The organism is Streptomyces sp. NPDC057854, assembly GCF_042797055.1.
Lineage (GTDB): Bacteria > Actinomycetota > Actinomycetes > Streptomycetales > Streptomycetaceae > Streptomyces.
Genome location: NZ_JBHVMF010000029.1, coordinates 70,111 through 92,167 on the forward strand (window position 1 = coordinate 70,111; position 22,057 = coordinate 92,167).

The following is a 22,057-nucleotide window of genomic DNA, read 5'->3' on the forward strand; positions in this document are numbered from 1 at the left end:
TCGGCGCGCGTCAGCTGTGCGTGCGCAGCAGCGTCCGCATGGTCCGCATGGCGACGGACAGGTTCGCCAGGTCGAAGGTGTCCGAGCCCTGGATCTCGTCCAGGGTCGTCCGCGCCCGGCCCAGGATCGCCGCGTTCTTCTCCTCCCACGCCTTGAAGCGCTCCTCCGGCGTCGAGGTGCCGTTGCCGGCGACCAGGACGTCCTGGGTGAGCGCCGCGTGGGCGGCGAAGAGGTCCTCGCGGATGGAGGCGCGGGCCATGGACTGCCAGCGGTCGGCCCGCGGCAGCTCGATGATCCGGTCCATGAGGCTGGTGATCTTCAGGCGGTCGGCCAGGTCGTAGTAGACCTCGGCGACGGCCAGCGGGTCCTTCTCCGTGCGGTCGGCGATCGCGACGATGTCGAGCGTCGGGAAGGCGGACGAGAAGCCGGCGACGCGCACGGCCAGCTCCTCCGGGACGCCGAAGCCGGTCAGCTCGTCGAGGATCGACCGGTACCAGTCGGCGTCCGCGCCGCGCAGCAGCTCCGGCAGCCGCTCCCAGACCTGCTCGACGCGGTCGGCGAAGAAGTCGATGGTCTCGCCGATCTCCAGCGGCTGCGGCCGGTTGTTGAGCAGCCAGCGGGTGCCGCGCTCGACGAGCCGGCGGGAGTGCAGCCGCATCCGGGTCTGGATCTCGGCCGGGACCTTGTTGTCCAGGGCCTCGACGGCGTCCCAGACCTCGGCGAGCCGGAAGATGGTCCGGGCCGCGGTCTGGGCGCGGACGATCTCCTCCAGGGACGCGCCGGTCTCCTCGCGGAGGCGGTGCAGGAAGGTCGAGCCGCCGGTGTTGACGGTGTCGTTGACGAGGATCGTGGTGATGATCTCGCGGCGCAGCGCGTGCCCGTCGACGGCCTCGGGGAACCTCTCGCGCAGCAGCGTCGGGAAGTAGGCGTGCAGCAGGCCCGCGAGGTACGGGTCGTCGGGCAGGCCGGTGCCGATGAGCTCGTCGGCCACCGTGATCTTGGTGTACGCGAGGAGGACGGCGAGCTCGGGCTGGGTGAGGCCCTTCTCGTTGTTGAGGAGCTCGCGGATCTGCCGGTCGTTGGGCAGGAACTCCAGCTGGCGGTCGAGGGCCCCGTCGCGGCCGAGGCGGCGCATGAAGCGCTGGTGGGCGTGGAGCAGGGACGGCGACTGGGCGACGGCGTTGGCGAGGGCGGTGTTCTGCGCGTAGTTGTTGCGCAGCACGAGCCGGCCGACCTCGTCGGTCATCTCCGCGAGGATCTTGTTGCGCTGCTTGACGGTCATGTCGCCGTCGGCGACGAGCCCGTTGAGCAGGATCTTGATGTTGACCTCGTGGTCGGAGGTGTCGACGCCGGCGCTGTTGTCGATGGCGTCGGTGTTGATCTTGCCGCCGGTCCGGTCGGGGCCGCCGGAGCGGGCGAACTCGATGCGGCCGAGCTGGGTGGCGCCGAGGTTGCCGCCCTCGCCGACGACCTTGGCGCGGACGTCCTGGCCGTCGACGCGGATGGCGTCGTTGGCCTTGTCGCCGACGTCCGCGTTGGACTCGGCGGAGGACTTCACGTACGTGCCGATGCCGCCGTTCCACAGCAGGTCCACGGGGGCCTGGAGGATCGCCTTCATCAGCTCGGCGGGGGTCAGCTTGGTGACGCCGTCGTCGATGCCGAGCGCGGCCCGTACCTGGGCGTTGACCGGGATGGACTTGGCGGTACGCGGGTGGATGCCGCCGCCCGCGGACAGCAGGTCCGGGTTGTAGTCGGCCCAGGAGGAGCGGGGCAGCTCGAAGAGCCGGCGGCGCTCGGCGTACGAGGTGGCCGCGTCCGGGTTCGGGTCGAGGAAGATGTGGCGGTGGTCGAAGGCGGCCACCAGGCGGATGTGCTCGGAGAGCAGCATGCCGTTGCCGAAGACGTCGCCGGACATGTCGCCGACGCCGACGACGGTGAAGTCCTCGGCCTGGGTGTCGTGGCCGAGCTCGCGGAAGTGCCGCTTGACGGACTCCCAGGCGCCGCGGGCGGTGATGCCCATGCCCTTGTGGTCGTAGCCGGCGGAGCCGCCGGAGGCGAAGGCGTCGCCGAGCCAGAAGCCGTAGTCCTCCGCGACGCCGTTGGCGATGTCGGAGAAGGTGGCGGTGCCCTTGTCGGCGGCGACGACGAGGTAGGTGTCGTCCTCGTCGTGGCGGACGACGTCGACCGGGGGCACGACCTCGCCGGCGACCATGTTGTCGGTGATGTCGAGCAGCGCCGAGATGAACGTCTTGTACGAGGCGATGCCCTCGGCCATCCACGCGTCGCGGTCCACGGCCGGGTCCGGGAGCTGCTTGGCGACGAAGCCGCCCTTGGCGCCGACGGGCACGATGACGGTGTTCTTCACCATCTGCGCCTTGACCAGGCCGAGGATCTCGGTGCGGAAGTCCTCGCGCCGGTCGGACCAGCGCAGACCGCCGCGGGCGACCTTGCCGAAGCGCAGGTGGACGCCCTCGACGCGCGGCGAGTACACCCAGATCTCGAAGGCGGGGCGCGGCGCCGGCAGGTCGGGGATGGCCTGCGGGTCGAACTTCATGGAGACGTACGCGTGCGGGGTGCCGTCCGCGGACTTCTGGAAGAAGTTGGTCCGCAGGGTCGCCTTGATGACGGTGAGGAAGGACCGCAGGATCCGGTCCTCGTCGAGGCTGGCGACCTGGTCGAGGGCGCCGTCCAGCTCCTCCAGGATGCCGTCGGTGAGCTCGGTGCCGGCGCGCTGCCGCTCCGGGGCCATCCGGGCCTCGAAGAGGGAGACCAGCAGCCGGGTGGTGTGGACGTTGTTGCGGAGGGTGTCCTCCATGTAGTCCTGGCTGAACGGCGAGCCGGCCTGGCGCAGGTACTTGGCGTAGGCGCGGAGCACCATCGCCTCGCGCCAGGTGAGCCCGGCGGACAGGACGAGGGAGTTGAAGTTGTCGTTCTCGGCCTGGCCGGTCCAGGTGGCGGCGAACGCCTCCTGGAAGCGCTCGCGGGCGTCGTCGCCGACGTAGTCGCCGCCGTTGCCGGTGGGCGCGGGCATCCGCAGGCCGAAGTCGTAGATCCACGCGTGGGTGCGGTCGGCGCAGCGGAGCTCGTACGGGCGCTCGTCGGTGACCTCGACGCCGAGGCGGTTGAGGACGGGCAGGACGGCGGAGAGGGAGACCTGCTCGCCGGTCTTGTAGATCTTGAAGCGGCGCTCGCCGGGGCCGGCGGCGACGGGCTCGTAGAGGGAGAGCGCGAAGTCCTTGCCGCCGGCGGCGAGGGCCTCCATGCGGACGAGGTCGGCGACGGCGGCGCGCGGCGAGTGGTCGGCCTTGTAGCCCTCGGAGAAGGCGTTGCCGTAGCGGCGCAGCAGCTCGGCGGCGCGCTCCTCGCCGAACTCGGCGTTCAGGGCCTCGCCGAAGCCGTCGGCCCAGGAGCGGGCGGCGTCGACGAGCCGGGCCTCGATGCGGTCCACGTCGGCGTCGGTGAGGGCGGCGAGGACGGTGCCGGGCTCGACGCGGATGACGAAGTGGAGGCGGGAGAGGATCGACTCGGTGTTCCAGGCGGTGAAGTCGACGGAGGTGCCGTTCAGCTCCTCCTTGAGGATGTCGATGATCCGCAGCCGGACGCGGGTGGTGTAGCGGTCGCGCGGCAGGTAGACGAGGGCCGAGTAGTAGCGGCCGTACTCGTCCTGGCGCAGGTAGAGCCGGAGCCGGCGCCGCTCCTGCAGGTACAGGACGCTGGTGACGACGGACTGGAGCTGGTCGACCGGGGTCTGGAACAGCTCGTCGCGCGGGTAGGTCTCCAGGATCTGGAGCAGGTCGCGGCCGTCGTGGCTGTTCGGGGAGAACCCGGCGCCCTCCAGCACCTCCTGGACCTTGCGCTTGACGACGGGGACGCGGCGCACGGACTCGGTGTAGGCGGCGGAGGAGAAGAGGCCGAGGAAGCGGCGCTCGCCGATGACGTTGCCGTCGGCGTCGAACTTCTTCACGCCGACGTAGTCGAGGTACGAGGGGCGGTGCACGGTCGCGCGGCTGTTGGCCTTCGTCAGGATGAGCAGCTTGTGCTCGCGGGCCTTGGCGCGGGCGTCGGCGGGCAGCCGGCTGAAGGACGGGGAGACCGGGTGGGCGTGGTGGCCGGACTCGCCGTCGGCGTGGTGCGGGTCGGCGCGCAGGATGCCGAGGCCGGTGCCGGGGACGGCGGCGAGCGCGTCGCCGTCGACGAGCTCGTACTCGCGGTAGCCGAGGAAGGTGAAGTGGTCGTCGGCGAGCCAGCGCAGCAGCTCCTGGGCCTCCTCGACCTCGGTGGGCCGCAGGTCGGAGGCGGTGGGCTCGGCGGGCAGGCCGTCGGCGATGCGGAGCGCGGCGTCGCGCATCTTCTCCCAGTCCTCGACGGTCTCGCGGACGTCGGAGAGGACGCGGAGGAGGTCCGCGGTGATCTGCTTGAGGTCGGCCTTGTCGGTCTCGCGGTCGATCTCGACGTGGATCCAGGACTCGGGGAGCGCGTCGTGCGGCAGCTCGCCGTGGATCTGGGTGGACAGGACCTCGATGAGCTTGCCGGTGATGTCGCGGCGGACGAGGACCTGCGGGTGGATCACGACGTGGATGCCGCGGCCCTGGCGGGACAGCTCGTTGGTGACGGAGTCGACGAGGAACGGCATGTCGTCGGTGACGACCTCGACCACGGAGTGGCTGCTGGTCCAGCCGTTCTCCTCGACGGTCGGGGTGTGCACGCGGACGTTCGCGGTGCCCTGCGGGCGGTTCTCCGCGAGCCGGTAGTGGGACAGCGCGGCGCCGAAGACGTCGTCCGGGTCGCGGTCCGTGAGGTCCTCGGGGGCGGTGTGCAGGTAGTAGCGCTGGAGGTAGTCGAGCACGGTGTCCCGGTCCGGGCGCTCGCCCTCCGGGCCCGTCGGAAGTCGCCCCCCGACCGGGCTGTGCTCAGCTACGCGGGCGGCCCTCTCGAGCAGCTCGGCCTTTGCTTCGTCCAGCTTGGTCTGCATGTCCTCTGACTCCTGTCGCGCGCCATTGCGTGACGTCGGTGGAAGAAGGGGCGCAACGCCACGACGCGGTGATTCCGGTCGAAGGAGACGTTAGGCCCGGATGAGAGATGCCCGGATCGAAACCGGCCACGAGGAGCGGCGTTTCCGGACGGAGGGGATCGGCGTACGCACGGGCGGCCCGGCCGCGTGAGCGGACCGGGCGGCAGCCGGGGGCCGCACTGCCCCCGCGGCGTATCGCGCTGATCACGGGAAAAGCCTATCGCTCAAGCCCCCTGCCCCGTCATGAGCCGTATGTGTACAAAAGCGGGGGTGGAAGTTTGACGTTCTGGACAGCGACACATGCACTCTTGGCGGATCGCGCGGAACGGTGCAGCGTGGACGCGAGCACGACGACGGACATCCCATCGCCGAGACCGGGAGAGCCATGGCGAAGATCTTGATCGTGACGGGGGACGCGGCCGAGTCCCTGGAGGTGTTGTACCCGTACCAGCGTCTGCTCGAAGAAGGGTACGAGGTCGACATCGCCGCTCCGGCGCGCAAGCAGCTGCGGTTCGTGGTCCACGACTTCGAGCCCGGCTACGACACGTACACGGAGAAGCCCGGCTACACCTGGCCCGCCGACCTCGCGTTCTCCGAGGTCGACCCGGGCGACTACGCGGCCGTCGTCATCCCGGGCGGGCGCGCCCCGGAGTACCTGCGCAACGACCCGGAGCTGCGCAAGATCCTCAAGGCGTTCTTCGACGCGGACAAGCCGGTGGCCCAGATCTGCCACGGCCCGCTGCTGACGGCGGCGGTCGGCGGCCTGGAGGGCCGCCGGGTCACCGCGTACCCGGCGCTCGAACTCGACATGCAGGCGGCCGGCGCGGACTTCCAGGACACGGCGGCGGTCGTCGACGGGCTGCTGGTCTCCTCGCGCGCCTGGCCGGACCACCCCACGTGGATGCGCGAGTTCCTGAAGGTGCTGCCCGCGAAGGGCTGACGCCCGGGCGAGGGGGCGTCCCGGCGGGCCGCCCCCGTCCGCGGGTCAGACCAGCTCCTCCGCGACCGCGACGGCCTCCTCCAGGGTGTCGACGACCGGCACGCCGACCCGCTCCAGCGAGGCCCTGCTGTGCGAGCCGCCGGTGAAGAGCACGGCCTTCGCGCCGACGTGCGCGGCGGCCACGGCGTCGTCCGCGGCGTCACCGATGACGACGATCCGCTCGGCCGGGACGGCCAGCGCCTCCAGGTGGCGCACCATGTGCCCGGACTTGCCGTCCGTGGAGCTGTCGGGGCGCCCGTCGACCCGGACGAACCGCTCCGCGATCCCGTGCCGCCGCACCAGCGGCAGCAGGTCGGCGTGCGGGGCGAGCGAGAGCAGCGACTGGGTGGCGCCGGCCGCCTGCCGCGCGGCCAGCAGCTCGGCGGCGCCCGCCGTCAGCCCGCAGCCGTCCGCCCGCTCCCAGTAGTGGCGGTGGAAGACGCCGTCCATCAGCGTCCACTCGGCGTCGGTGGGCAGCCGGCCCATCAGCCGCTCGTAGAAGCGCGGCACCGGCACGGTGTACAGCTCGCGGTACCGCTCCAGGGTGATCGGCGCGAGGCCGAGCTCCGCGAAGGCCGCGTTGGTGGCGCCGATGACGGCGGCGATGTCGTCGAGCAGGGTGCCGTTCCAGTCCCAGACCAGATGCTTCCCCGAGTGCTGCTTCCCCATGGAGCGACGGTACAGGCCGCGGGCCCGGCTCAGCCCAGGAGGGCGGGGATCTCCTGCACGCCGAACCACAGCAGCTCGTGGTCCTCGGCGCCGTCCACGACGAACTGCGCGTCGTCGTCGCCCTGGTCGGCGGCGCCGAGCGCGGCGGCGGCCGCGGTGACGTCCGCCTCGGCGTCGTCGGCGTCGGCGTGCACGGCGGCGGCCTTGGCGAGCGGCACGGCGGCGGCGATCCGCACCTCGCCGATCGCGCCGGCGTCGAGCCCCCGGTCCGGGTCGACGGCGGCGTCCCGGTCGGCGATGTCGACGGCGACGACCACCCGGCGGCGCGGCGCCTCCGGGTCCCCGGCGACCAGGCGCAGCGAGGCGGCGGCGGCGCGGTTGAGCGCCGCGTACTCCAGCTCCTCGATGTCGTCCGAGACGTACCACTCGCGCAGCGCGGGCGTGACGGCGTAGGCGGTCAGCGGGCCGGGGCCCAGCTCGCCCGCCTTGTGCGCCTGTGCGAGACCGGGGAGGGTCAGAGGGACGTACACGCGCATGGCTGGCCGCTTTCGTAGTCGGAGACGCCCTCAGGATACGTCCGGCCCCGGGGCCCCGGAATGTCCACCCGTCCCCCGCCGTCCCCCTGATAGGTGAATCACTCAGCGTGTCCGGCCGCGCCCCCGGGCCTCTTGCGGGGCCCGGAGCACGGCTTGTACAAGATCCCCACGCGAAGTTACCGACCGGTATCAGCCGGTCACGCTCCGAAGGGATCCCCCGTGCCGCACGCCCCGGTCACCACCGCCACCGACCCCCGCCGCCCCCACCGGCCCACCGTCCCCGGACAGCACCGCCAAACCGCCCGCCGCGGCTGCGCCACCGGAGCCGTACGCCGCACCCAGCCCGTCCACACCGCCTTCGCCGAACGGCTCGTCGCCGTCCTCAGCGGCGAACGGCCCGTCCACTCCATGCTCGGACTCACCGCCAAGGACGCCTACGACCAGCTGGTACGCCTCGCCCCGAGGACCGCCGCACGCGGCCTCGGCCCCCGCCCGGTGCTGCGCCGCTGCGCCGCCCAGCCGCACTCCGGCGACACCGTCCTGGAGGTCTTCGCCTCCCTCGCCGCCGGCCCCCGCGTCCGCGCCCTCGCCTTCCGCCTGGAACGCGGCCCCGACCACCGCTGGCGGTGCGCCGCCGTCGAACTCGACGGCCTCGGCCGGCTCGTCGGCGACGGACCATGACGAAGGGCCCCGCCGGACACACCCGGCAGGGCCCCTCACGTCACCGGCTCACGCCGTCACTTCTTGCGGCGGCGCCCGCCCGCGTTCTTCTGCGCCTTGCGGCGCTCCGCCCGCGTCATCCCGCCGGCGGCGTCCTCGCCGTCCGACGCGAAGTCGCCCTCGACGACACCCCCGTCACCGTCCACCGACGGCGCCGAGAAGTGCAGCCGGTCCGGCCGCTGCGGCGCCTCCAGGCCCTTCGCCCGGATCTCCGGACGACCGCCCGCCGGCACCGCGTCGCCCTTGTCCAGGGACGGCGCGCCCGCCTGCACCGGGACCTCCTCGACCTGCTGCTCGACCTGGACCTCCAGGTTGAACAGGTAGCCGACGGACTCCTCCTTGATGCCCTCCATCATGGCGGTGAACATGTCGAAGCCCTCGCGCTGGTACTCGACCAGCGGGTCCTTCTGCGCCATCGCCCGCAGGCCGATGCCCTCCTGGAGGTAGTCCATCTCGTAGAGGTGCTCGCGCCACTTCCGGTCCAGGACCGACAGCACGACCCGGCGCTCCAGCTCGCGCATGATCTCCGAGCCCAGCTGCGCCTCGCGCGCCTGGTACTGCTCGTGGATGTCGTTCTTGATCGACTCGGCGATGAACTCGGCGGTGATGCCCGCCCGGTCGCCCGCCGCGTCCTCCAGCTCCTCGATGGTCACCTTCACCGGGTACAGCTGCCGGAAGGCGCTCCACAGCCGGTCGAGGTCCCACTCCTCCGCGAAGCCCTCGGCGGTCTCCTGGCGGATGTAGTCGTCGATGGTGTCGTCCATGAAGTGGCGGATCTGCTCGTGCAGGTCCTCGCCCTCCAGGACGCGGCGCCGCTCGCCGTAGATGACCTCGCGCTGGCGGTTCAGCACCTCGTCGTACTTCAGGACGTTCTTGCGCGTCTCGAAGTTCTGCGTCTCGACCTGCGACTGCGCCGACGCGATCGCCCGGGTGACCATCTTGTTCTCGATCGGCACGTCGTCCGGCACGTTGGCCATCGCCATGACGCGCTCGACCATCTGCGCCTTGAACAGGCGCATCAGGTCGTCGCCGAGCGACAGGTAGAAACGGGACTCGCCCGGGTCGCCCTGACGGCCGGAACGACCGCGCAGCTGGTTGTCGATGCGGCGCGACTCGTGCCGCTCGGTGCCCAGCACGTACAGCCCGCCGAGCTCCTTGACCTCCTCGAACTCCGCCTTCACGGCCTTCTCGGCGCGCTCCAGCGCGGCGGGGAGGGCCGCGGCCCACTCCTCGACGTGCTCGACCGGGTCCAGGCCCGCCTGCCGCAGCTCCGCCTCGGCGAGGTCGTCCGGGTTGCCGCCCAGCTTGATGTCGGTACCGCGGCCGGCCATGTTCGTGGCGACGGTCACCGCGCCGCGGCGGCCCGCCTGGGCGACGATGCTGGCCTCGCGCTCGTGGTGCTTCGCGTTCAGCACCTCGTGCGGGATGCCGCGCTTCGACAGCTGCTGCGACAGGTACTCGGACTTCTCGACCGACGTGGTGCCGACCAGGACCGGCTGGCCCTTCTCGTGCTTCTCCACGATGTCGTCGACGACCGCCGCGAACTTGGCGACCTCGGTCCGGTAGATCAGGTCGGACTGGTCCTTGCGCTGCATCGGCCGGTTCGTCGGGATCGGGACGACGCCGAGCTTGTAGATCTGGTGGAACTCGGCCGCCTCGGTCATCGCCGTACCGGTCATGCCGGACAGCTTGTCGTACAGGCGGAAGAAGTTCTGGAGGGTGATCGTGGCGAGCGTCTGGTTCTCGTCCTTGATCGGCACGCCCTCCTTGGCCTCGATGGCCTGGTGCATGCCCTCGTTGTAACGGCGGCCGGCCAGGATACGGCCGGTGTGCTCGTCGACGATCATGACCTCGCCGTCGATGACGACGTAGTCCTTGTCCTTCTTGAACAGTTCCTTCGCCTTGATGGCGTTGTTCAGATAACCGACGAGCGGGGTGTTCACCGACTCGTACAGGTTGTCGATGCCGAGCCAGTCCTCGACCTTCGCGACACCGGACTCGTGGATGCCGACCGTGCGCTTCTTCTCGTCGACCTCGTAGTCGCCGGTCTCCTCGATGCCCTTCAGCGGATTGCCGGGCTCACCCCGCGTGAGACGGGTGACCAGCTTCGCGAAGTCCCCGTACCACTTGGTCGCCTGGTCCGCCGGACCCGAGATGATCAGCGGCGTACGGGCCTCGTCGACGAGGATCGAGTCGACCTCGTCCACACACGCGTAGTTGTGGCCGCGCTGCACCAGCTCGTCCTTCGACCACGCCATGTTGTCGCGCAGGTAGTCGAAGCCGAACTCGTTGTTCGTGCCGTACGTGATGTCGCAGTTGTACTGCTCACGGCGCTGCGCCGGCGTCATGTTCGCCAGGATGCAGCCGACGGTCAGGCCCAGGAACTTGTGGACCCGGCCCATCATCTCGGAGTCGCGCTCCGCCAGGTAGTCGTTGACCGTGATCAGGTGCACGCCCTTGCCGGACAGCGCGTTCAGATACGCGGGCAGCGTGCCGACGAGGGTCTTGCCCTCACCGGTCTTCATCTCCGCCACGTACCCGAGGTGCAGCGCGGCACCACCCATGATCTGGACGTCGTAGTGGCGCTGGCCGAGCACGCGCTTCGCCGCCTCGCGGACGGTCGCGAACGCCTCCGGCAGCAGGTCGTCCAGGCTCTCGCCGTCCGCGTACCGCTGCTTGTACTCGTCCGTGAGCGCCCGCAACTCGGCGTCGGAGAGGTTGACGAAGTCCTCTTCGATGGAGTTGACCTGGTCCGCGATGCGGTGCAGTTTGCGCAGGATCTTGCCTTCGCCTGCACGCATGAGCTTGTTGAAGACGGACACTGAGGCTGGTCTCCTTGCCGGTCGGGCCTGGCACTGGGTCTTGTACGGACACGAGCGCGGGCACGGCAGGTGGTCCCCACCGCAACGGCCATCGTAAGCGAGACCACCCTCACGGAGGGAGGCCCGCAGGGCCGCCGCCGCACGTCCGCCCGCAAAGAGAACGCCCGAGGCGGGCGGAAGGTGCCGCCCCACCCGAAAAGTGTTCGCTTCCGCCCGCCCCCCGTCCCCACAATCCGGGCATGGATCCCATCACGCTCACCAGCGAACGCCTCCGGCTGCGCGCCTTCGTCCCCGAGGACGAGGACATCGTGCACGCGCACTGCCAGGACCCCGCCATCCGCCGCTGGACGACCGTCCCGGACCCGTACACGCGCGAAGCCGCCTCCTTCTTCCTCAACCGGCTCGTCCCCGACGGCTGGCGCGACGACTCCGACTACACCTTCGCCGTCGAGCCCCTCGACGGCGGCCCCCTCTTCGCCTCCGTCGGCCTCCACGCCCGCGGCACCGGCGTCTGGGAGGCCGGCTTCTGGCTCGCCCCCGAACGCCGCGGCCACGGCTACATGGCGGAGGCCGTCCGCACCGTCGCCCACTGGGCCTTCACCGGCCTCGGCTGCGTCCGGCTCATCTGGCGCGCCGAGGTCGGCAACACCGGCTCCCGGGCCGTCGCCGAACGCGTCGGCTTCACCCTCGAAGGCGTCCAGCGGGCCGGCCTGCTGCACAACGGCACCCTCCGCGACGCCTGGACCGGATCCCTCCTCCCCTCCGACTTCGGCCTCCCCAGCCCCGTCCCGTACCTCCCGCCCCGCGACGCCCCGCCCGCCGTCGACCCCCGCGCCCGGACCCTCCCCGACGACCCCGGCGGTGTCGGTCACGGGGCCTAGGGTTTCCCCATGACGACCGTGCCGAAGAACGCTCCGCAGCCCGCTCCCCAGCCCGTCGCCGCGCTCTCCGCCGCCGAGGCCCGCCGGATCGCCCTGCGCGCCCAGGGCTTCCTGGGCGCCCCCGACCGCCGGGCCGGCGTCCGGGGCGTACTCCGTCACCTCGGCCAGGTCCAGCTGGACACCATCTCGGTCCTCGCCCGCTCCCACGAGCTGATCCCGTACGCCCGCCTCGGCACCGTCGGCCGCCCCGCGGTGGAGAAGGCGTACTGGTCCGACGGACACGCCTTCGAGTACTGGTCGCACGCCGCCTGCATCCTCCCCGTCGAGGAATGGCCGCTCTTCGCCTTCCGCCGCCGCGCCTACCGCGACCGCCCCCAGTGGCACCACCAGCTCGCCGACGGCTCCTACGCCAAGGTCGTCGACCAGCTGCGCGCCGAGGGCCCGCAGACCGCGACCGAACTCGGCGGCGCCAAGAACAAGGGCGACTGGTGGGACTGGTCCGACACCAAGATCGCCGTCGAGCGGGCGCTGATGTTCGGCGAGGTCGTCGTCACCGAGCGGCGCGGCTGGAAGCGCGTGTACGACCTCGCGGAGCGCGCCATCCCGGAGGCGCTGCTCCACGACGACCTGGACGACACCGAGTGCGCGCGGCGGCTCGTCCGCCAGGCCGGCGAGGCGCTGGGCGTCGGCACCCGCGCCGACATCGCCGACTACCACCGGCTCAAGGGGGAGCAGTTCGACGCCGTGGTCGAGGAGTCGGGACTGGTGCCGGTCGAGGTCGAGGGCTGGGGCAGGCCCGCGTGGGCGGACCCCGCCGCGCTGGCCACCGAGCCGCGCGGCCGGCACCGCACGACGCTGCTCTCCCCCTTCGACTCGCTGATCTGGGAGCGGGCGCGCACCGAGCGGATCTTCGGCTTCACGCACCGCCTGGAGGCGTACGTGCCCAAGCCGAAGCGGGTGCACGGCTACTTCGCGATGCCGGTCCTCGCCGGCGGCCGTCTCGTCGGCCGCGTCGACCCGTCCCGCGAGGGCCGCACCCTGGTCGCCAAGCAGGTCTCACTGAACGGCCCGAAGGCCGTCCCCGCCGTCGCCCAGGCCCTCCGCGAGGCCGCCGCCTGGGTCGGCTGCGACACCGTACGCGTCGAGCGCCTGGACCCGCCGGAGCTCACCCCGCTCCTGGTCAAGGCCCTCGACGCCTGAGCCCCGCCGCACGCCGACCCGCCCCCGCACGCCGGCCCGCCCCCGCGGGCCGGCCTCAGCGGATCTCCAGGATCTTCTCCCGCATCGCGTACACCACGGCCTCCATCCGGGAGTGCAGCTGAAGCTTCTCCAGGATGTTCCGCACGTGGTTCTTCACCGTGTTCTCGGAGATGAACAGCTCCTTCGCGATGTCCCGGTTGTTCATGCCGGTCGCGACGAGCTTCAGCACCTCCAGCTCCCGGTCGGTGAGGCGCGGAGCGGGCACCAGCCGGCGCTCGTCCGTGCGCTGGATCATCGACTTGAACTCGGTGAGGAGCTTCGACGCCATCGACGGGCTGATCTGCGACTGCCCGTCCGCGACCGCCCGGATCGCCGTCGCGACCTCGTCCGTGGAGATCTCCTTGAGCAGGTACCCGGTCGCGCCCGCCTTGATCGCGTCGTAGAGGTCCGCCTCCTCGTCGCTGATCGTCAACATGATGATCTTCGCGCTCGGCGCGACCTCCTTGATCGACGTGCACGCCTCGATGCCGCCGCGCCGCGGCATCCGCACGTCCATCAGGACGATGTCGGGCAACAGGTCCGCCGCCTTGTCGACCGCCTCGGCGCCGTCGCCGGCCTCGCCGACGACCTGGATGTCCTCCTCCTGCGCGAGGACGATCTCCAGACCGCGCCGGAAAAGCGCGTGATCGTCCACGACAAGGACACGGATCGGCTCCTTCCGCGCCCTCTCACCGGCCGATTCCGATCCCTCCGGAGCATCCTCATGGGCGAGCGGACCCCGCTCGCGCCCGCTGAGCACCGGGCCGAAGCTGTCTGCCATCGTTCCTCCCCCTGAAGGCCGTGGCCTGAATTCGTTTCCGGTCCTCCAACCACTGCCCGAGAAGCACCGGTTGGCGTGCACGCCATGATTTCATGCCCCGGCCCCGGCAGGGTCTCCCCCCGGGCGCACAGGGGTGCCCCTGGGGGGCGCGCGAAGCGCTCCAGGGGCACCGGAAGGGCCGTTCGGCCGGCCGTTCGACGGGTCAGCCGCCGAGCGCGCCGCCCGCTCCACCGCTGTTCTCGGCGAGCGGGTCGTTCTCCAGATGGATGACGCCGTAGTCGTACGCGTGGCGCCGGTAGACGACGCTCGGCTGCTTGGTCTCGGCGTCGACGAAGAGATAGAAGTCGTGCCCGACCAGTTCCATCTCGTAGAGGGCCTGGTCGAGGCCCATCGGGGCGGCCTTGTGGGTCTTCTCGCGGACCACCAGCGGGCCTTCGCCCCGGACCTCGATCGACCCCATCATCGTGGTGGGAACCTCGGCGCCGGTCTCGTCGGCGACAAGTTCGCCCTGCCCGTTCAGCTGGGCGACACCGGGGACGACGTCGGCGACCTCCGCCGCGGAGAGCCGCCCGCTGCCCCGGCGGGTGAAACGCTTGTCGTGCTGCTTGCGAAGCCTGGCCTCCAGCTTGTCGCTGGCCAGGTCGAGGGCCGCGTACGGGTCGGCGGCCGACGCTTCCGCCCGGATGACCGGGCCTCGGGAGTGGAGGGTGATCTCCACGCGGTCGGACCGGTCGGCCTGCCGCGGGTTGGGCTCCTTGGACACCTCGACGTCGAGGCTGATCACCTTGCCGTCGAGCTTCTGGATCTTCTCCAGCTTCAGCTTCTCGGCCACGTGCTTGCGGAACCGCTCGGGCACCTCGGTCTTGCGGCCCTTGACGACGATGTCCACGCAGAACTCCGTTCCCGGATCGCCCACCCGGCTCCTTGGCCGGCGGGCGTCTCCCTTTGCACCAGCCCCGGTGACTTCACCGGAGCTCGGACTTGGCGACTTCGACCTCCTCCTCCCCAGCCGACATGATCGCCACCCCATCGGCGGGAGGTTAATTCGCCCTGAACTCCTGTCCTCCAGGCGCAACCGTGTATGCGATGAGAGGCCGGGCATTCACCCTTCCTCACAACCGAACATAGCCCCTTCGGACGGGTGTCGGCACCCGCTACCGGGACTTACCTCCATTCGGGCGCTTTTACCTCTCACCACCTGCAACGATCCAAGTTTCCGACGAGTTCCGGTTTATTTCGAACGAGGCGGGAGAGGATGCGATCACAGCCGCCACCCGCTGTTCGAATTCATGCTGCGCGAAATCAGCCGGTGATCTCCCGGCCGCCCCCGGAACGAGCGGCCCGGGAGTGAACGGAGAGTGTACGGCCCCGAGAGCGCGCGCCGCCTCCGCGAGCGTCGCACCGGTCGTCATCAGGTCGTCCACGAGCACCACCCGCCCCGCCCGCAGCGCCCGCGCACCCCCCGGCACCAACTCCAGCGCGCCCGCCAGGTTCGCCCGCCGCTCGCGCGCCCCGAGCCCCGCCTGGTCCGCCACCGCCCGCCGCTGCCGCAGCACCGGCAGCACCCGCGCGGCCCGCCCCTCCCGCCGCAGCCGCGCCGCGGCGGCCAGCGCCACCCGCCGCGTCGGATCGTGCCCCCGTGCCCGCACCGCACGCCGCGACGACGGCACCGGCACCAACAGCAGCGACCGCTCCCCAGAACCGTCCACGGACGCCTCCACGGCCCGCGCGAGCGCCCCGCCCAGCACCCCGGCCAGCCCCAGCGCCCCACGCTCCTTGTGCGCGAGCAGCAGCTCCCGCACCACCCCGTCGTACGCCACGGCGGCGTGCACCACGGGAAGCCCGGCCGGCTCCGGCGAAGGCCGCACGCGCCACGCCGGGGGCCCTCCCCCCTCCCCTCCCCCGCCCTCTCCCCCCGCCAGCGCCCCCGCGCACCCCTCGCACAGCCCGGTGCGCGGTGCCCCGCACCCCTCGCAGGCGCCGGGCAGTACCAGTCCGCGGATCTCCCGCCACCAGCCCCGCATGAGTCCACTGTGCCGACGCCGGGCAGGGGCCGCCACCCCTGTGGACAACGCCCTGTGGACAACGCGCAACGAGCGGGCCCGCGGCGGAAAGGCACGCCACGGGCCCGCACAGACCGGCAAGCCGAGCCGCTACCGAGGCCCCGGCAGGCCACTACCGGGACCCCGGCAGCCCACTACCCGGGATAGACAGGCCCGGTCCCCGACTTGACCACCGGCTGCCAGTTCGCCCCCGGCATCAGCCGCACGATGCCGTCGTTGCCGGAGGCGGCGATCAGCGGCGCGTTCTCCTGGTACGGCGCGGTCACCGCCAGGACCCCGTTGAGGCCCGGCAGCACCGAGCTCGCGGAGGTGGAGCCGTCGGTCTGGAGGTAGCGGATCTGCTGGACGCCGCCGGCCTCGCGGCCGACGACGACGAGCCGGCTCGGGCCGGCCCAGGAGACCGAGGACACGGACTCCATGCGCGGCGCGGCGTCCTGGAGCTCCACGACGGACACGATCTCCGCGTCGGCGCCGTCCTCCCGTTCGATCCGGCCGATCTGGAGCGTGGTCCGCCCGTCGCGGGTGATGAGCAGCGCCATCCGCACGCCGTCCGCCGAGACGCGCAGCGATTCGACGCGGGTGTCCTCCGTCAGCCACGGCGTGCGGACCTCGATCCACTTGCCGGTGCCGTCGGGTACGACGACCAGCCGCTGGTGGCCGCGGGCCCGGTCGGCGATCCACAGGTCGCCGCGCCCGTCCCAGCTGGGCTGCGAGAGCCGGTCCTCCTGCCGTGCCGTGGGGGCGGCGGCGCTCTTGAACACGGGCGGGTGCGGTTCCTGCTCGGCGGTGATCGACGACACGTGGAGCGAGGAGCCGTCCCGGGACACTCCGGCCGCGCGGGTCCCGTCGCGGGTGACGGCGACGGAGCCGAGCGGCACGTCGCCCTTGCCGAGCGGGCCCGGCACCGGCGCCGGGTCCGGCGGGGCGGCGTCCTTCGCGGCCGGGCCGAGCGCCAGCATGCGTCCGGCCTCGTCGAGGAAGTACGGGATCTCGGCGTGTCCGGTGTCCCTGACGGCCTGGAAGTCGGCCGCCTGCCCCTTCCCGAGCCGGCACACGGCGTCGCCGTTCACGTCCTGGAGCTCCACCTGGTCGACCCGTACGGACGGCAGGTCGCCGAGCGTGACCAGGAGCTGCGCCGCGAGCCTGCGGCACACCTCGCCGCCGAACCGGTCGGACTTCACGTCGAGCGGCACCCGGAGCGTCGACTGGTCGTCGGTGGTCAGGGTGGTGACGCCCTTGCGCAGCCCGGTGCCGGACGGGAAGGGCGAGTCGACGACCTGCCGCAGCCAGTGCGTCGGCCCCTCCAGGAGCGCCTTCACGGTCTGCGTCACCGGGTCCATCCGGGTGACGGGGTCCTGCCGCTGCCGGATGTAGACGGGGTCGGCGACGAGCAGGTCCTCCCCGGACGCGAAGTAGTACTTGTTGACGGAGCGGTAGTTCCGCAGGAAGTCGGCCTCGCCGAGGACCAGCCCGGAGGGCAGGCTGTCGATCCGCCACTCCTTGTCCTTGCCGTTGGCGGCGGGTTCCTGGACGACGTGGATGGCCTGCGCGTACTCGGTGGGGCTGGTCGCCCGGTAGGTGCGCCGGCCGTCGACCGTCGCGATCATCCGGCCGGAGATCGGGTACGCGCGCCCGTGGGTCTCGGGGTCCGCGTTGCGGTCGGCGGGGCGGCGGTCGGGCGCGGTGGCGAGCACGGTGATGCTCTGCTCGGGCTTCCAGGTCGCGGCGGCCCGCTCGGTCAGGTACTTGCGGGCGGTCGAGAAGCCGGGGTCGTCACTGGTCATGGCCTCCAGGAAGCCGTCGACGATGTCGTCCGGGTTGGCGTTGTCGCGGGGGGCGACGGCGTAGACCCGCACCTGCGAGTCGCCGGGGTTGGCGCCCCGGACCGCCTGGACTTCGCCGCTGTCGGGCATGGTGGCGCAGCCCGCCGCCAGGAGCCCGCCGCAGACGGTGAGCACCAGCGTCCGCCCGTGCCGTCCCCGCCCCGTCCGCCGTCGCGCGTCAGCGCTCACGTGTGCCGTCCTCCCGCTCCGCGTTCCCCTCCGTGCCCGGGCCCGTGCCGTGGCCGGTTTCCGTGTCCGCCGCCGTGCGGGCGACCACCCGGGCGCCGCTGCCGGGCAGCGCCGCCGGGTCGACGGCCGCCGGCGGGGCCGGGATCCGGGGCGGCACGGGCAGCGCGGGCCGTTCGCCGGCCGGCTGGGCCGGTACGGTCGCGGTCCGGCCGCCGGCGGCCTGTTCCCGGTTGCGCCGCGAGTCGTCAGGCTCCAGTGGTATCGGGGAGCCCCGCAGCGGCTCGTCGGCGGTCCGGGGCAGCGTCAGCCGGAACTGGGAGCCGCCGCCGGGTTCGCCCCACGCCTGGAGCCAGCCGCCGTGCAGCCGTGCGTCCTCGACGGCGATGGACAGGCCGAGGCCGGTGCCGCCGGTGGTACGCGCGCGTGCCGGGTCGGCCCGCCAGAAGCGGTTGAAGACCCGGGTGGCCTCGCCCGGCTTCAGTCCGACGCCGTAGTCGCGTACGGCGACGGCGACGGCCCCGCCGGCCGCGGCGAGCTTCACGACGACGTCGCGGCCCTCGCCGTGCTCGACGGCGTTGACGACGAGGTTCCGCAGCACGCGCTCGACGCGGCGGGCGTCCGCCTCGGCGACCACGGGCTGCTCGTCGCCGACGACGACGATCCGGGTGCCCTTCCGTTCGGCCAGCGGCTCGGCGCCGCCGATGACCCGGCGTACGACCTGCCGCAGGTCGATCGGTTCGGCCTCCAGGGCGGCGGCGCCGGCGTCGAAGCGGCTGATCTCCAGCAGGTCGGAGAGCAGCGACTCGAAGCGGTCGAGCTGGTCGCCGAGGAGTTCCGCGGACCGCGCGGTGACGGGGTCGAAGTCGGCGCGGGCCTCGTGGATGACGTCGGCCGCCATCCGGACGGTGGTGAGCGGGGTCCGCAGTTCGTGGGAGACGTCGGAGACGAACCGCCGCTGCATCCGCGACAGCTCCTCCAGCTGCTGGATCTTCAGCTGGAGGTTGGACGCCATCTTGTTGAACGCCTCGCCGAGGCGCGCGATGTCGTCCTCGCCGGTGACCTTCATCCGTTCCTGGAGGCGGCCGGCGGAGAGCCGTTCGGCGATCCCGGCGGCCATGCGTACGGGGGTGACGACCTGCCGCACCACGAACCAGGAGATGGCTCCGAGCAGCACGACGACGAAGAGCCCGGCGGTCGCCAGGGTCGTCTTGACGAGGTCGAGGGAGTCCTCCTCCTGGGTGAGCGGGAAGAGGTAGTACAGCTCGTACTGCTTGCCCTCGGCGTCGTTGAGCCGTTTGCCGATCACGAGCCCCGGCTCGGACGGCTTGTCGCTGGTGTAGTGGATGCGCCCGAACTTCTGGAACGGGGTGTTGCCCTGCGCCACCGAGTGCCGCAGGGCGAGCGGGACGGACCGCGTGGGGTCGACCTCGCCGGAGGCGCGGGCGCCGCGGCTCGCGGTGTCGCTGGAGTCCAGCGAGAGCGCCACCACGTTGAACGCGTTCTGGCCACCGCTGGCGAGCTGCTCCACGAGCGTGGAGCGCCAGTTCACCGACGCTCCGGCGCGTACGCCGTCCTGGCCGGGGGTCGGCGGGGTGGTGGCGGCCCGGTCCTGCGCGGCGGAGAATCCGCCGGCGGCCTGGATCTGGGCGGCCTTCTCCTTGGTCTCGAGGAGACCGTTGCGGACCTGCCCGATGACGACCAGGCCCAGCAGCAGCACCACGCCGAGGGACATCAGGAGGGTGCCGGCGACGACCCGCAGCTGGATGTTGCGCCGCCACAGGCGTACGGCGGGCAGCAGCGGCCGGCGCACGAGCCGGGCGACGATCCGGAAGAACCTGCCTCCCGGCGTCCCGTCCTGGAGGAGCCGTTCGGCGCCCGTGAGGCGGCCGGTACGCGGGCCCCCCCGCCCCGGTCCGGCAGCCCGCCCCGTACGGCCCCCGGGGTCAGGGGACTCCGGAGCAGCACTGCCCTTGTTCATGTCAGCTCGGTCCCGCCTTGTAGCCGACGCCCCGGACGGTCACCACGATCTCGGGGCGCTCGGGGTCCTTCTCGACCTTCGACCGGAGCCGCTGGACGTGCACGTTGACGAGCCGGGTGTCGGCGGCGTGCCGGTAGCCCCAGACCTGCTCCAGGAGCACCTCGCGGGTGAACACCTGCCACGGCTTGCGGGCCAGCGCCACGAGGAGGTCGAACTCCAGGGGCGTCAGCGCGATCGACTGCCCGTCCCGCTTCACGGAGTGCCCGGCGACGTCGATGACGAGGTCGCCGATGGTGAGCTGTTCCGGCGCGGGCTCCTCGGAGCGGCGCAGCCGCGCCCGGATGCGGGCGACGAGCTCCTTCGGCTTGAACGGCTTGACGATGTAGTCGTCGGCGCCGGACTCCAGCCCGACGACGACGTCGACGGTGTCGCTCTTCGCCGTCAGCATCACGATGGGCACACCGGACTCGGCCCTGATGAGCCGGCACACCTCGATGCCGTCCCGTCCGGGCAGCATGAGGTCCAGCAGCACCAGGTCCGGCTTGGCCTCCCGGAATGCGGCGAGAGCCTTGTCGCCGTCCGCGACGAACGACGGCTCGAACCCTTCACCCTTGAGCACGATCCCGAGCATCTCGGCCAGTGCGGTGTCGTCGTCGACGACGAGAACGCGTCCCTTCATATCGACATCATCCCATTTCCGTATCAGTCTCAAGGCGGCTGGTGAGATACCTCACTGACCTGCGACGACGCTTCGGAGGAGCCCCCTGACTCCGTGTGTCCGCGCGTCCCGCCGCCAGTAACGACTGCACCCCCCGTGCCCCCGCGGTCGCCGAGAACCGTACCCCGCGCGGGCCGGAACGCCCACGTTCCGGCACCACCTTCGTGCTCCTGTACGAAGGGGGGTTCCGGCCAGGTCCGCGCCGGGGTCCCGCATGACACGATGGCAGCCGGCCCGCCGCCCGACCGTGGGACGGCCGCCGTGACCGAGCCGGTTCGCCGACCGGCACCGCGACCCAATCCGCCGAGGTGGACGACCGTGAACGACTCTCCGGGCCGGAACTCGCCCGGATCCGCCCCTTCCGACGGCCAGGACGGCCCCGTGATCCCCGGGCAGCCCGAGCCGCCGGAGCCGAAGGACTCCGCTCCCCAGTGGTCCGAGGAGCAGCCGCCCGCCGGCCGCTGGACCCCACCGACTCCGGGCGGCTCCCGCCCGCCGGCCCCCGGCCGCGCCTGGGGTACGCCTCCGCAGCGCGGCCGCGGCGGCCCGCCGGCCCCGAAGCCGGGGGTGATCCCGCTGCGCCCGCTGGGCGTGGGCGAGATCCTGGACGCCGCGGTGACGATTCTCCGCCGCCACTGGCGGACGGTGCTGTCGGTGACGGTGCCGGTGGCCGTGGCCACCCAGACCGCCCTGGTGTTCGTGCAGCGCTATCTGGCGACGGAGCCGCCGGCCCTGCACGCGGACGCCAGTCCGGCGGAGCAGCTGGAGGCGCTGTCCGGGTACCTCCGGGCGTCCTTCACCGAGCTGGTGCCGACGATGCTGCTCTCCGTGGGCGCGTCGGTCCTCGTCAGCGCCCTGCTGACGATCGTGGTGAGCCGTGCGATCCTGGGCCGTCCGGTGACGCTCGGGGAGGCGTGGCGGGAGGCCGGCCCCCGGCTGCCGCAGCTGCTGCTCCTGTCCCTGGCGCTGCCGCTGGGCGCGGGCGCCCTCGCGTTCGTGGCGATGCTCCCGGGCCTGCTCCTGGGCGGCGCGGGCGGCGCGACGCTGGCGTTCTTCGGCGGTACGGCGGCCTTCGTGGCCGTGGTCTGGCTGCTGATCCGCTTCAGCCTGGCGTCCCCGGCCCTGATGCTGGAGCGCCAGGGCATCGTCCCGGCGCTGAAGCGTTCCGCGAAGCTGGTCGACGGCGTCTGGTGGCGCGTCTTCGGCATCACGCTGCTGACCCAGCTCCTCATCATGGTCTTCACGATGGTGCTGACGATCCCGTTCACGGCGGTCGCCTTCGCTCTGGACGGCCTCCCCGCGGGTTCTGACCTCAGCTGGACGTACCTCATCGTGATGGCCGTCGGCGGCGTCGTCGGCAGCGCCCTCACGTACCCGGTCGCGGCCGGCGTCTCGGTCCTCCTGTACGTGGACCAGCGCATCCGCCGCGAGGCCCTGGACGTGGAACTCATCAAGGCCGCCTCAGAGACCTCCTGACCCCGGCCCCACGACGGCGCCCGCCCTCCGAAGAGGAGGACGGGCGCCGTTCCTTTGGACGCCCCCTACCGTCCCGGGAACGCAGAAAAGCCCCGCACCAGAAGGTGCGGGGCTTTCCCACAATGATTGTTCGGCGGCGTCCTACTCTCCCACAGGGTCCCCCCTGCAGTAC

At 72.0% G+C, this 22,057-nt stretch carries 15 protein-coding genes; 5 read left to right on the plus strand and 10 right to left on the minus strand.

What is annotated here, in order from left to right:
• Window positions 1-10: 10 nt before the first annotated feature.
• The gene (locus tag ACFVQZ_RS31890; protein ID WP_383628251.1) at window positions 11-4,972 is read right to left on the minus strand and encodes an NAD-glutamate dehydrogenase; all 4,962 of its coding nucleotides are present in this window, start codon (window positions 4,970-4,972) and stop codon (window positions 11-13) included.
• A gap of 424 nt (window positions 4,973-5,396) precedes the next feature.
• On the opposite strand from ACFVQZ_RS31890, the gene ACFVQZ_RS31895 reads away from it, so the two are divergent.
• Entirely contained in the window at window positions 5,397-5,951 is a 555-nt protein-coding gene (locus tag ACFVQZ_RS31895) for a DJ-1/PfpI family protein (protein WP_383628253.1), read from the plus strand.
• A gap of 45 nt (window positions 5,952-5,996) precedes the next feature.
• Here the strand turns inward: ACFVQZ_RS31895 and ACFVQZ_RS31900 are convergent, their stop codons facing one another.
• Window positions 5,997-6,659 carry an HAD family hydrolase gene (locus ACFVQZ_RS31900; RefSeq protein WP_383628255.1) on the minus strand — a complete coding sequence of 221 codons (663 nt, stop codon included), beginning with the start codon at window positions 6,657-6,659 and terminating at the stop codon, window positions 5,997-5,999.
• A gap of 29 nt (window positions 6,660-6,688) precedes the next feature.
• On the minus strand, window positions 6,689-7,195 hold the full coding sequence (locus tag ACFVQZ_RS31905; protein WP_030498381.1) for a DUF6912 family protein: 507 nt from the start codon (window positions 7,193-7,195) through the stop codon (window positions 6,689-6,691).
• Window positions 7,196-7,414: 219 nt separating this feature from the next.
• Between ACFVQZ_RS31905 and ACFVQZ_RS31910 the strand changes: the two genes are divergently transcribed.
• Window positions 7,415-7,876, plus strand: a complete 462-nt coding sequence (locus tag ACFVQZ_RS31910; RefSeq protein WP_321193512.1) for an Rv3235 family protein — start codon at window positions 7,415-7,417, stop codon at window positions 7,874-7,876.
• 56 nt (window positions 7,877-7,932) lie between these two features.
• Here the strand turns inward: ACFVQZ_RS31910 and secA are convergent, their stop codons facing one another.
• Window positions 7,933-10,737 (minus strand): preprotein translocase subunit SecA, encoded by a 2,805-nt coding sequence (secA, locus tag ACFVQZ_RS31915; RefSeq protein WP_383628258.1) that lies wholly within the window; start codon window positions 10,735-10,737, stop codon window positions 7,933-7,935.
• A 239-nt stretch (window positions 10,738-10,976) separates the two neighbouring features.
• Between secA and ACFVQZ_RS31920 the strand changes: the two genes are divergently transcribed.
• Both ACFVQZ_RS31920 and ACFVQZ_RS31925 read left to right on the plus strand, forming a co-directional pair.
• Entirely contained in the window at window positions 10,977-11,618 is a 642-nt protein-coding gene (locus ACFVQZ_RS31920) for a GNAT family N-acetyltransferase (protein ID WP_063835418.1), read from the plus strand.
• 9 nt (window positions 11,619-11,627) lie between these two features.
• The gene (locus ACFVQZ_RS31925) at window positions 11,628-12,818 is read left to right on the plus strand and encodes a winged helix-turn-helix domain-containing protein (protein WP_030498378.1); all 1,191 of its coding nucleotides are present in this window, start codon (window positions 11,628-11,630) and stop codon (window positions 12,816-12,818) included.
• A 55-nt stretch (window positions 12,819-12,873) separates the two neighbouring features.
• Here ACFVQZ_RS31925 and ACFVQZ_RS31930 read toward each other — a convergent pair whose 3' ends face one another.
• The 6 genes from ACFVQZ_RS31930 to mtrA all read right to left on the minus strand — a co-directional run bounded on the left by ACFVQZ_RS31930 (window position 12,874) and on the right by mtrA (window position 20,370).
• Window positions 12,874-13,638 carry a response regulator transcription factor gene (locus ACFVQZ_RS31930; RefSeq protein WP_030498377.1) on the minus strand — a complete coding sequence of 255 codons (765 nt, stop codon included), beginning with the start codon at window positions 13,636-13,638 and terminating at the stop codon, window positions 12,874-12,876.
• A 202-nt stretch (window positions 13,639-13,840) separates the two neighbouring features.
• Complete coding sequence (hpf, locus tag ACFVQZ_RS31935) at window positions 13,841-14,527, minus strand: ribosome hibernation-promoting factor, HPF/YfiA family (RefSeq protein WP_051788480.1); 687 nt, start codon at window positions 14,525-14,527, stop codon at window positions 13,841-13,843.
• A gap of 295 nt (window positions 14,528-14,822) precedes the next feature.
• Window positions 14,823-15,662, minus strand: coding sequence for a ComF family protein (locus ACFVQZ_RS31940; RefSeq protein ID WP_383628261.1), 840 nt, complete (start codon window positions 15,660-15,662; stop codon window positions 14,823-14,825).
• A gap of 173 nt (window positions 15,663-15,835) precedes the next feature.
• Window positions 15,836-17,713, minus strand: a complete 1,878-nt coding sequence (locus ACFVQZ_RS31945) for an LpqB family beta-propeller domain-containing protein (RefSeq protein WP_030498732.1) — start codon at window positions 17,711-17,713, stop codon at window positions 15,836-15,838.
• Window positions 17,703-19,691 (minus strand): MtrAB system histidine kinase MtrB, encoded by a 1,989-nt coding sequence (gene mtrB, locus ACFVQZ_RS31950; protein WP_383628263.1) that lies wholly within the window; start codon window positions 19,689-19,691, stop codon window positions 17,703-17,705. Before mtrB ends, ACFVQZ_RS31945 begins: the two co-directional genes overlap by 11 nt.
• A 1-nt stretch (window position 19,692) precedes the next feature.
• Window positions 19,693-20,370, minus strand: a complete 678-nt coding sequence (gene mtrA / locus ACFVQZ_RS31955; protein WP_030498730.1) for a two-component system response regulator MtrA — start codon at window positions 20,368-20,370, stop codon at window positions 19,693-19,695.
• Between the two features lie 357 nt (window positions 20,371-20,727).
• Here mtrA and ACFVQZ_RS31960 point away from each other — a divergent pair, with 357 nt between their 5' ends.
• On the plus strand, window positions 20,728-21,885 hold the full coding sequence (locus ACFVQZ_RS31960) for a membrane protein (RefSeq protein ID WP_030498729.1): 1,158 nt from the start codon (window positions 20,728-20,730) through the stop codon (window positions 21,883-21,885).
• The last annotated feature ends 172 nt before the right edge of the window (window positions 21,886-22,057 follow it).

Excerpts from the sequence above, each read along its gene's own strand:
- ACFVQZ_RS31890 (WP_383628251.1), bottom strand. The coding sequence starts at position 4,972 with ATGCAGACCAAGCTGGACGAAGCAAAGGCCGAGCTGCTCGAGAGGGCC.
- ACFVQZ_RS31895 (WP_383628253.1), top strand. The coding sequence starts at position 5,397 with ATGGCGAAGATCTTGATCGTGACGGGGGACGCGGCCGAGTCCCTGGAG.
- ACFVQZ_RS31900 (WP_383628255.1), bottom strand. The coding sequence starts at position 6,659 with ATGGGGAAGCAGCACTCGGGGAAGCATCTGGTCTGGGACTGGAACGGC.
- ACFVQZ_RS31905 (WP_030498381.1), bottom strand. The coding sequence starts at position 7,195 with ATGCGCGTGTACGTCCCTCTGACCCTCCCCGGTCTCGCACAGGCGCAC.
- ACFVQZ_RS31920 (WP_063835418.1), top strand. The coding sequence starts at position 10,977 with ATGGATCCCATCACGCTCACCAGCGAACGCCTCCGGCTGCGCGCCTTC.
- ACFVQZ_RS31925 (WP_030498378.1), top strand. The coding sequence starts at position 11,628 with ATGACGACCGTGCCGAAGAACGCTCCGCAGCCCGCTCCCCAGCCCGTC.
- ACFVQZ_RS31930 (WP_030498377.1), bottom strand. The coding sequence starts at position 13,638 with ATGGCAGACAGCTTCGGCCCGGTGCTCAGCGGGCGCGAGCGGGGTCCG.
- ACFVQZ_RS31940 (WP_383628261.1), bottom strand. The coding sequence starts at position 15,662 with ATGCGGGGCTGGTGGCGGGAGATCCGCGGACTGGTACTGCCCGGCGCC.
- mtrB (WP_383628263.1), bottom strand. The coding sequence starts at position 19,691 with ATGAACAAGGGCAGTGCTGCTCCGGAGTCCCCTGACCCCGGGGGCCGT.
- mtrA (WP_030498730.1), bottom strand. The coding sequence starts at position 20,370 with ATGAAGGGACGCGTTCTCGTCGTCGACGACGACACCGCACTGGCCGAG.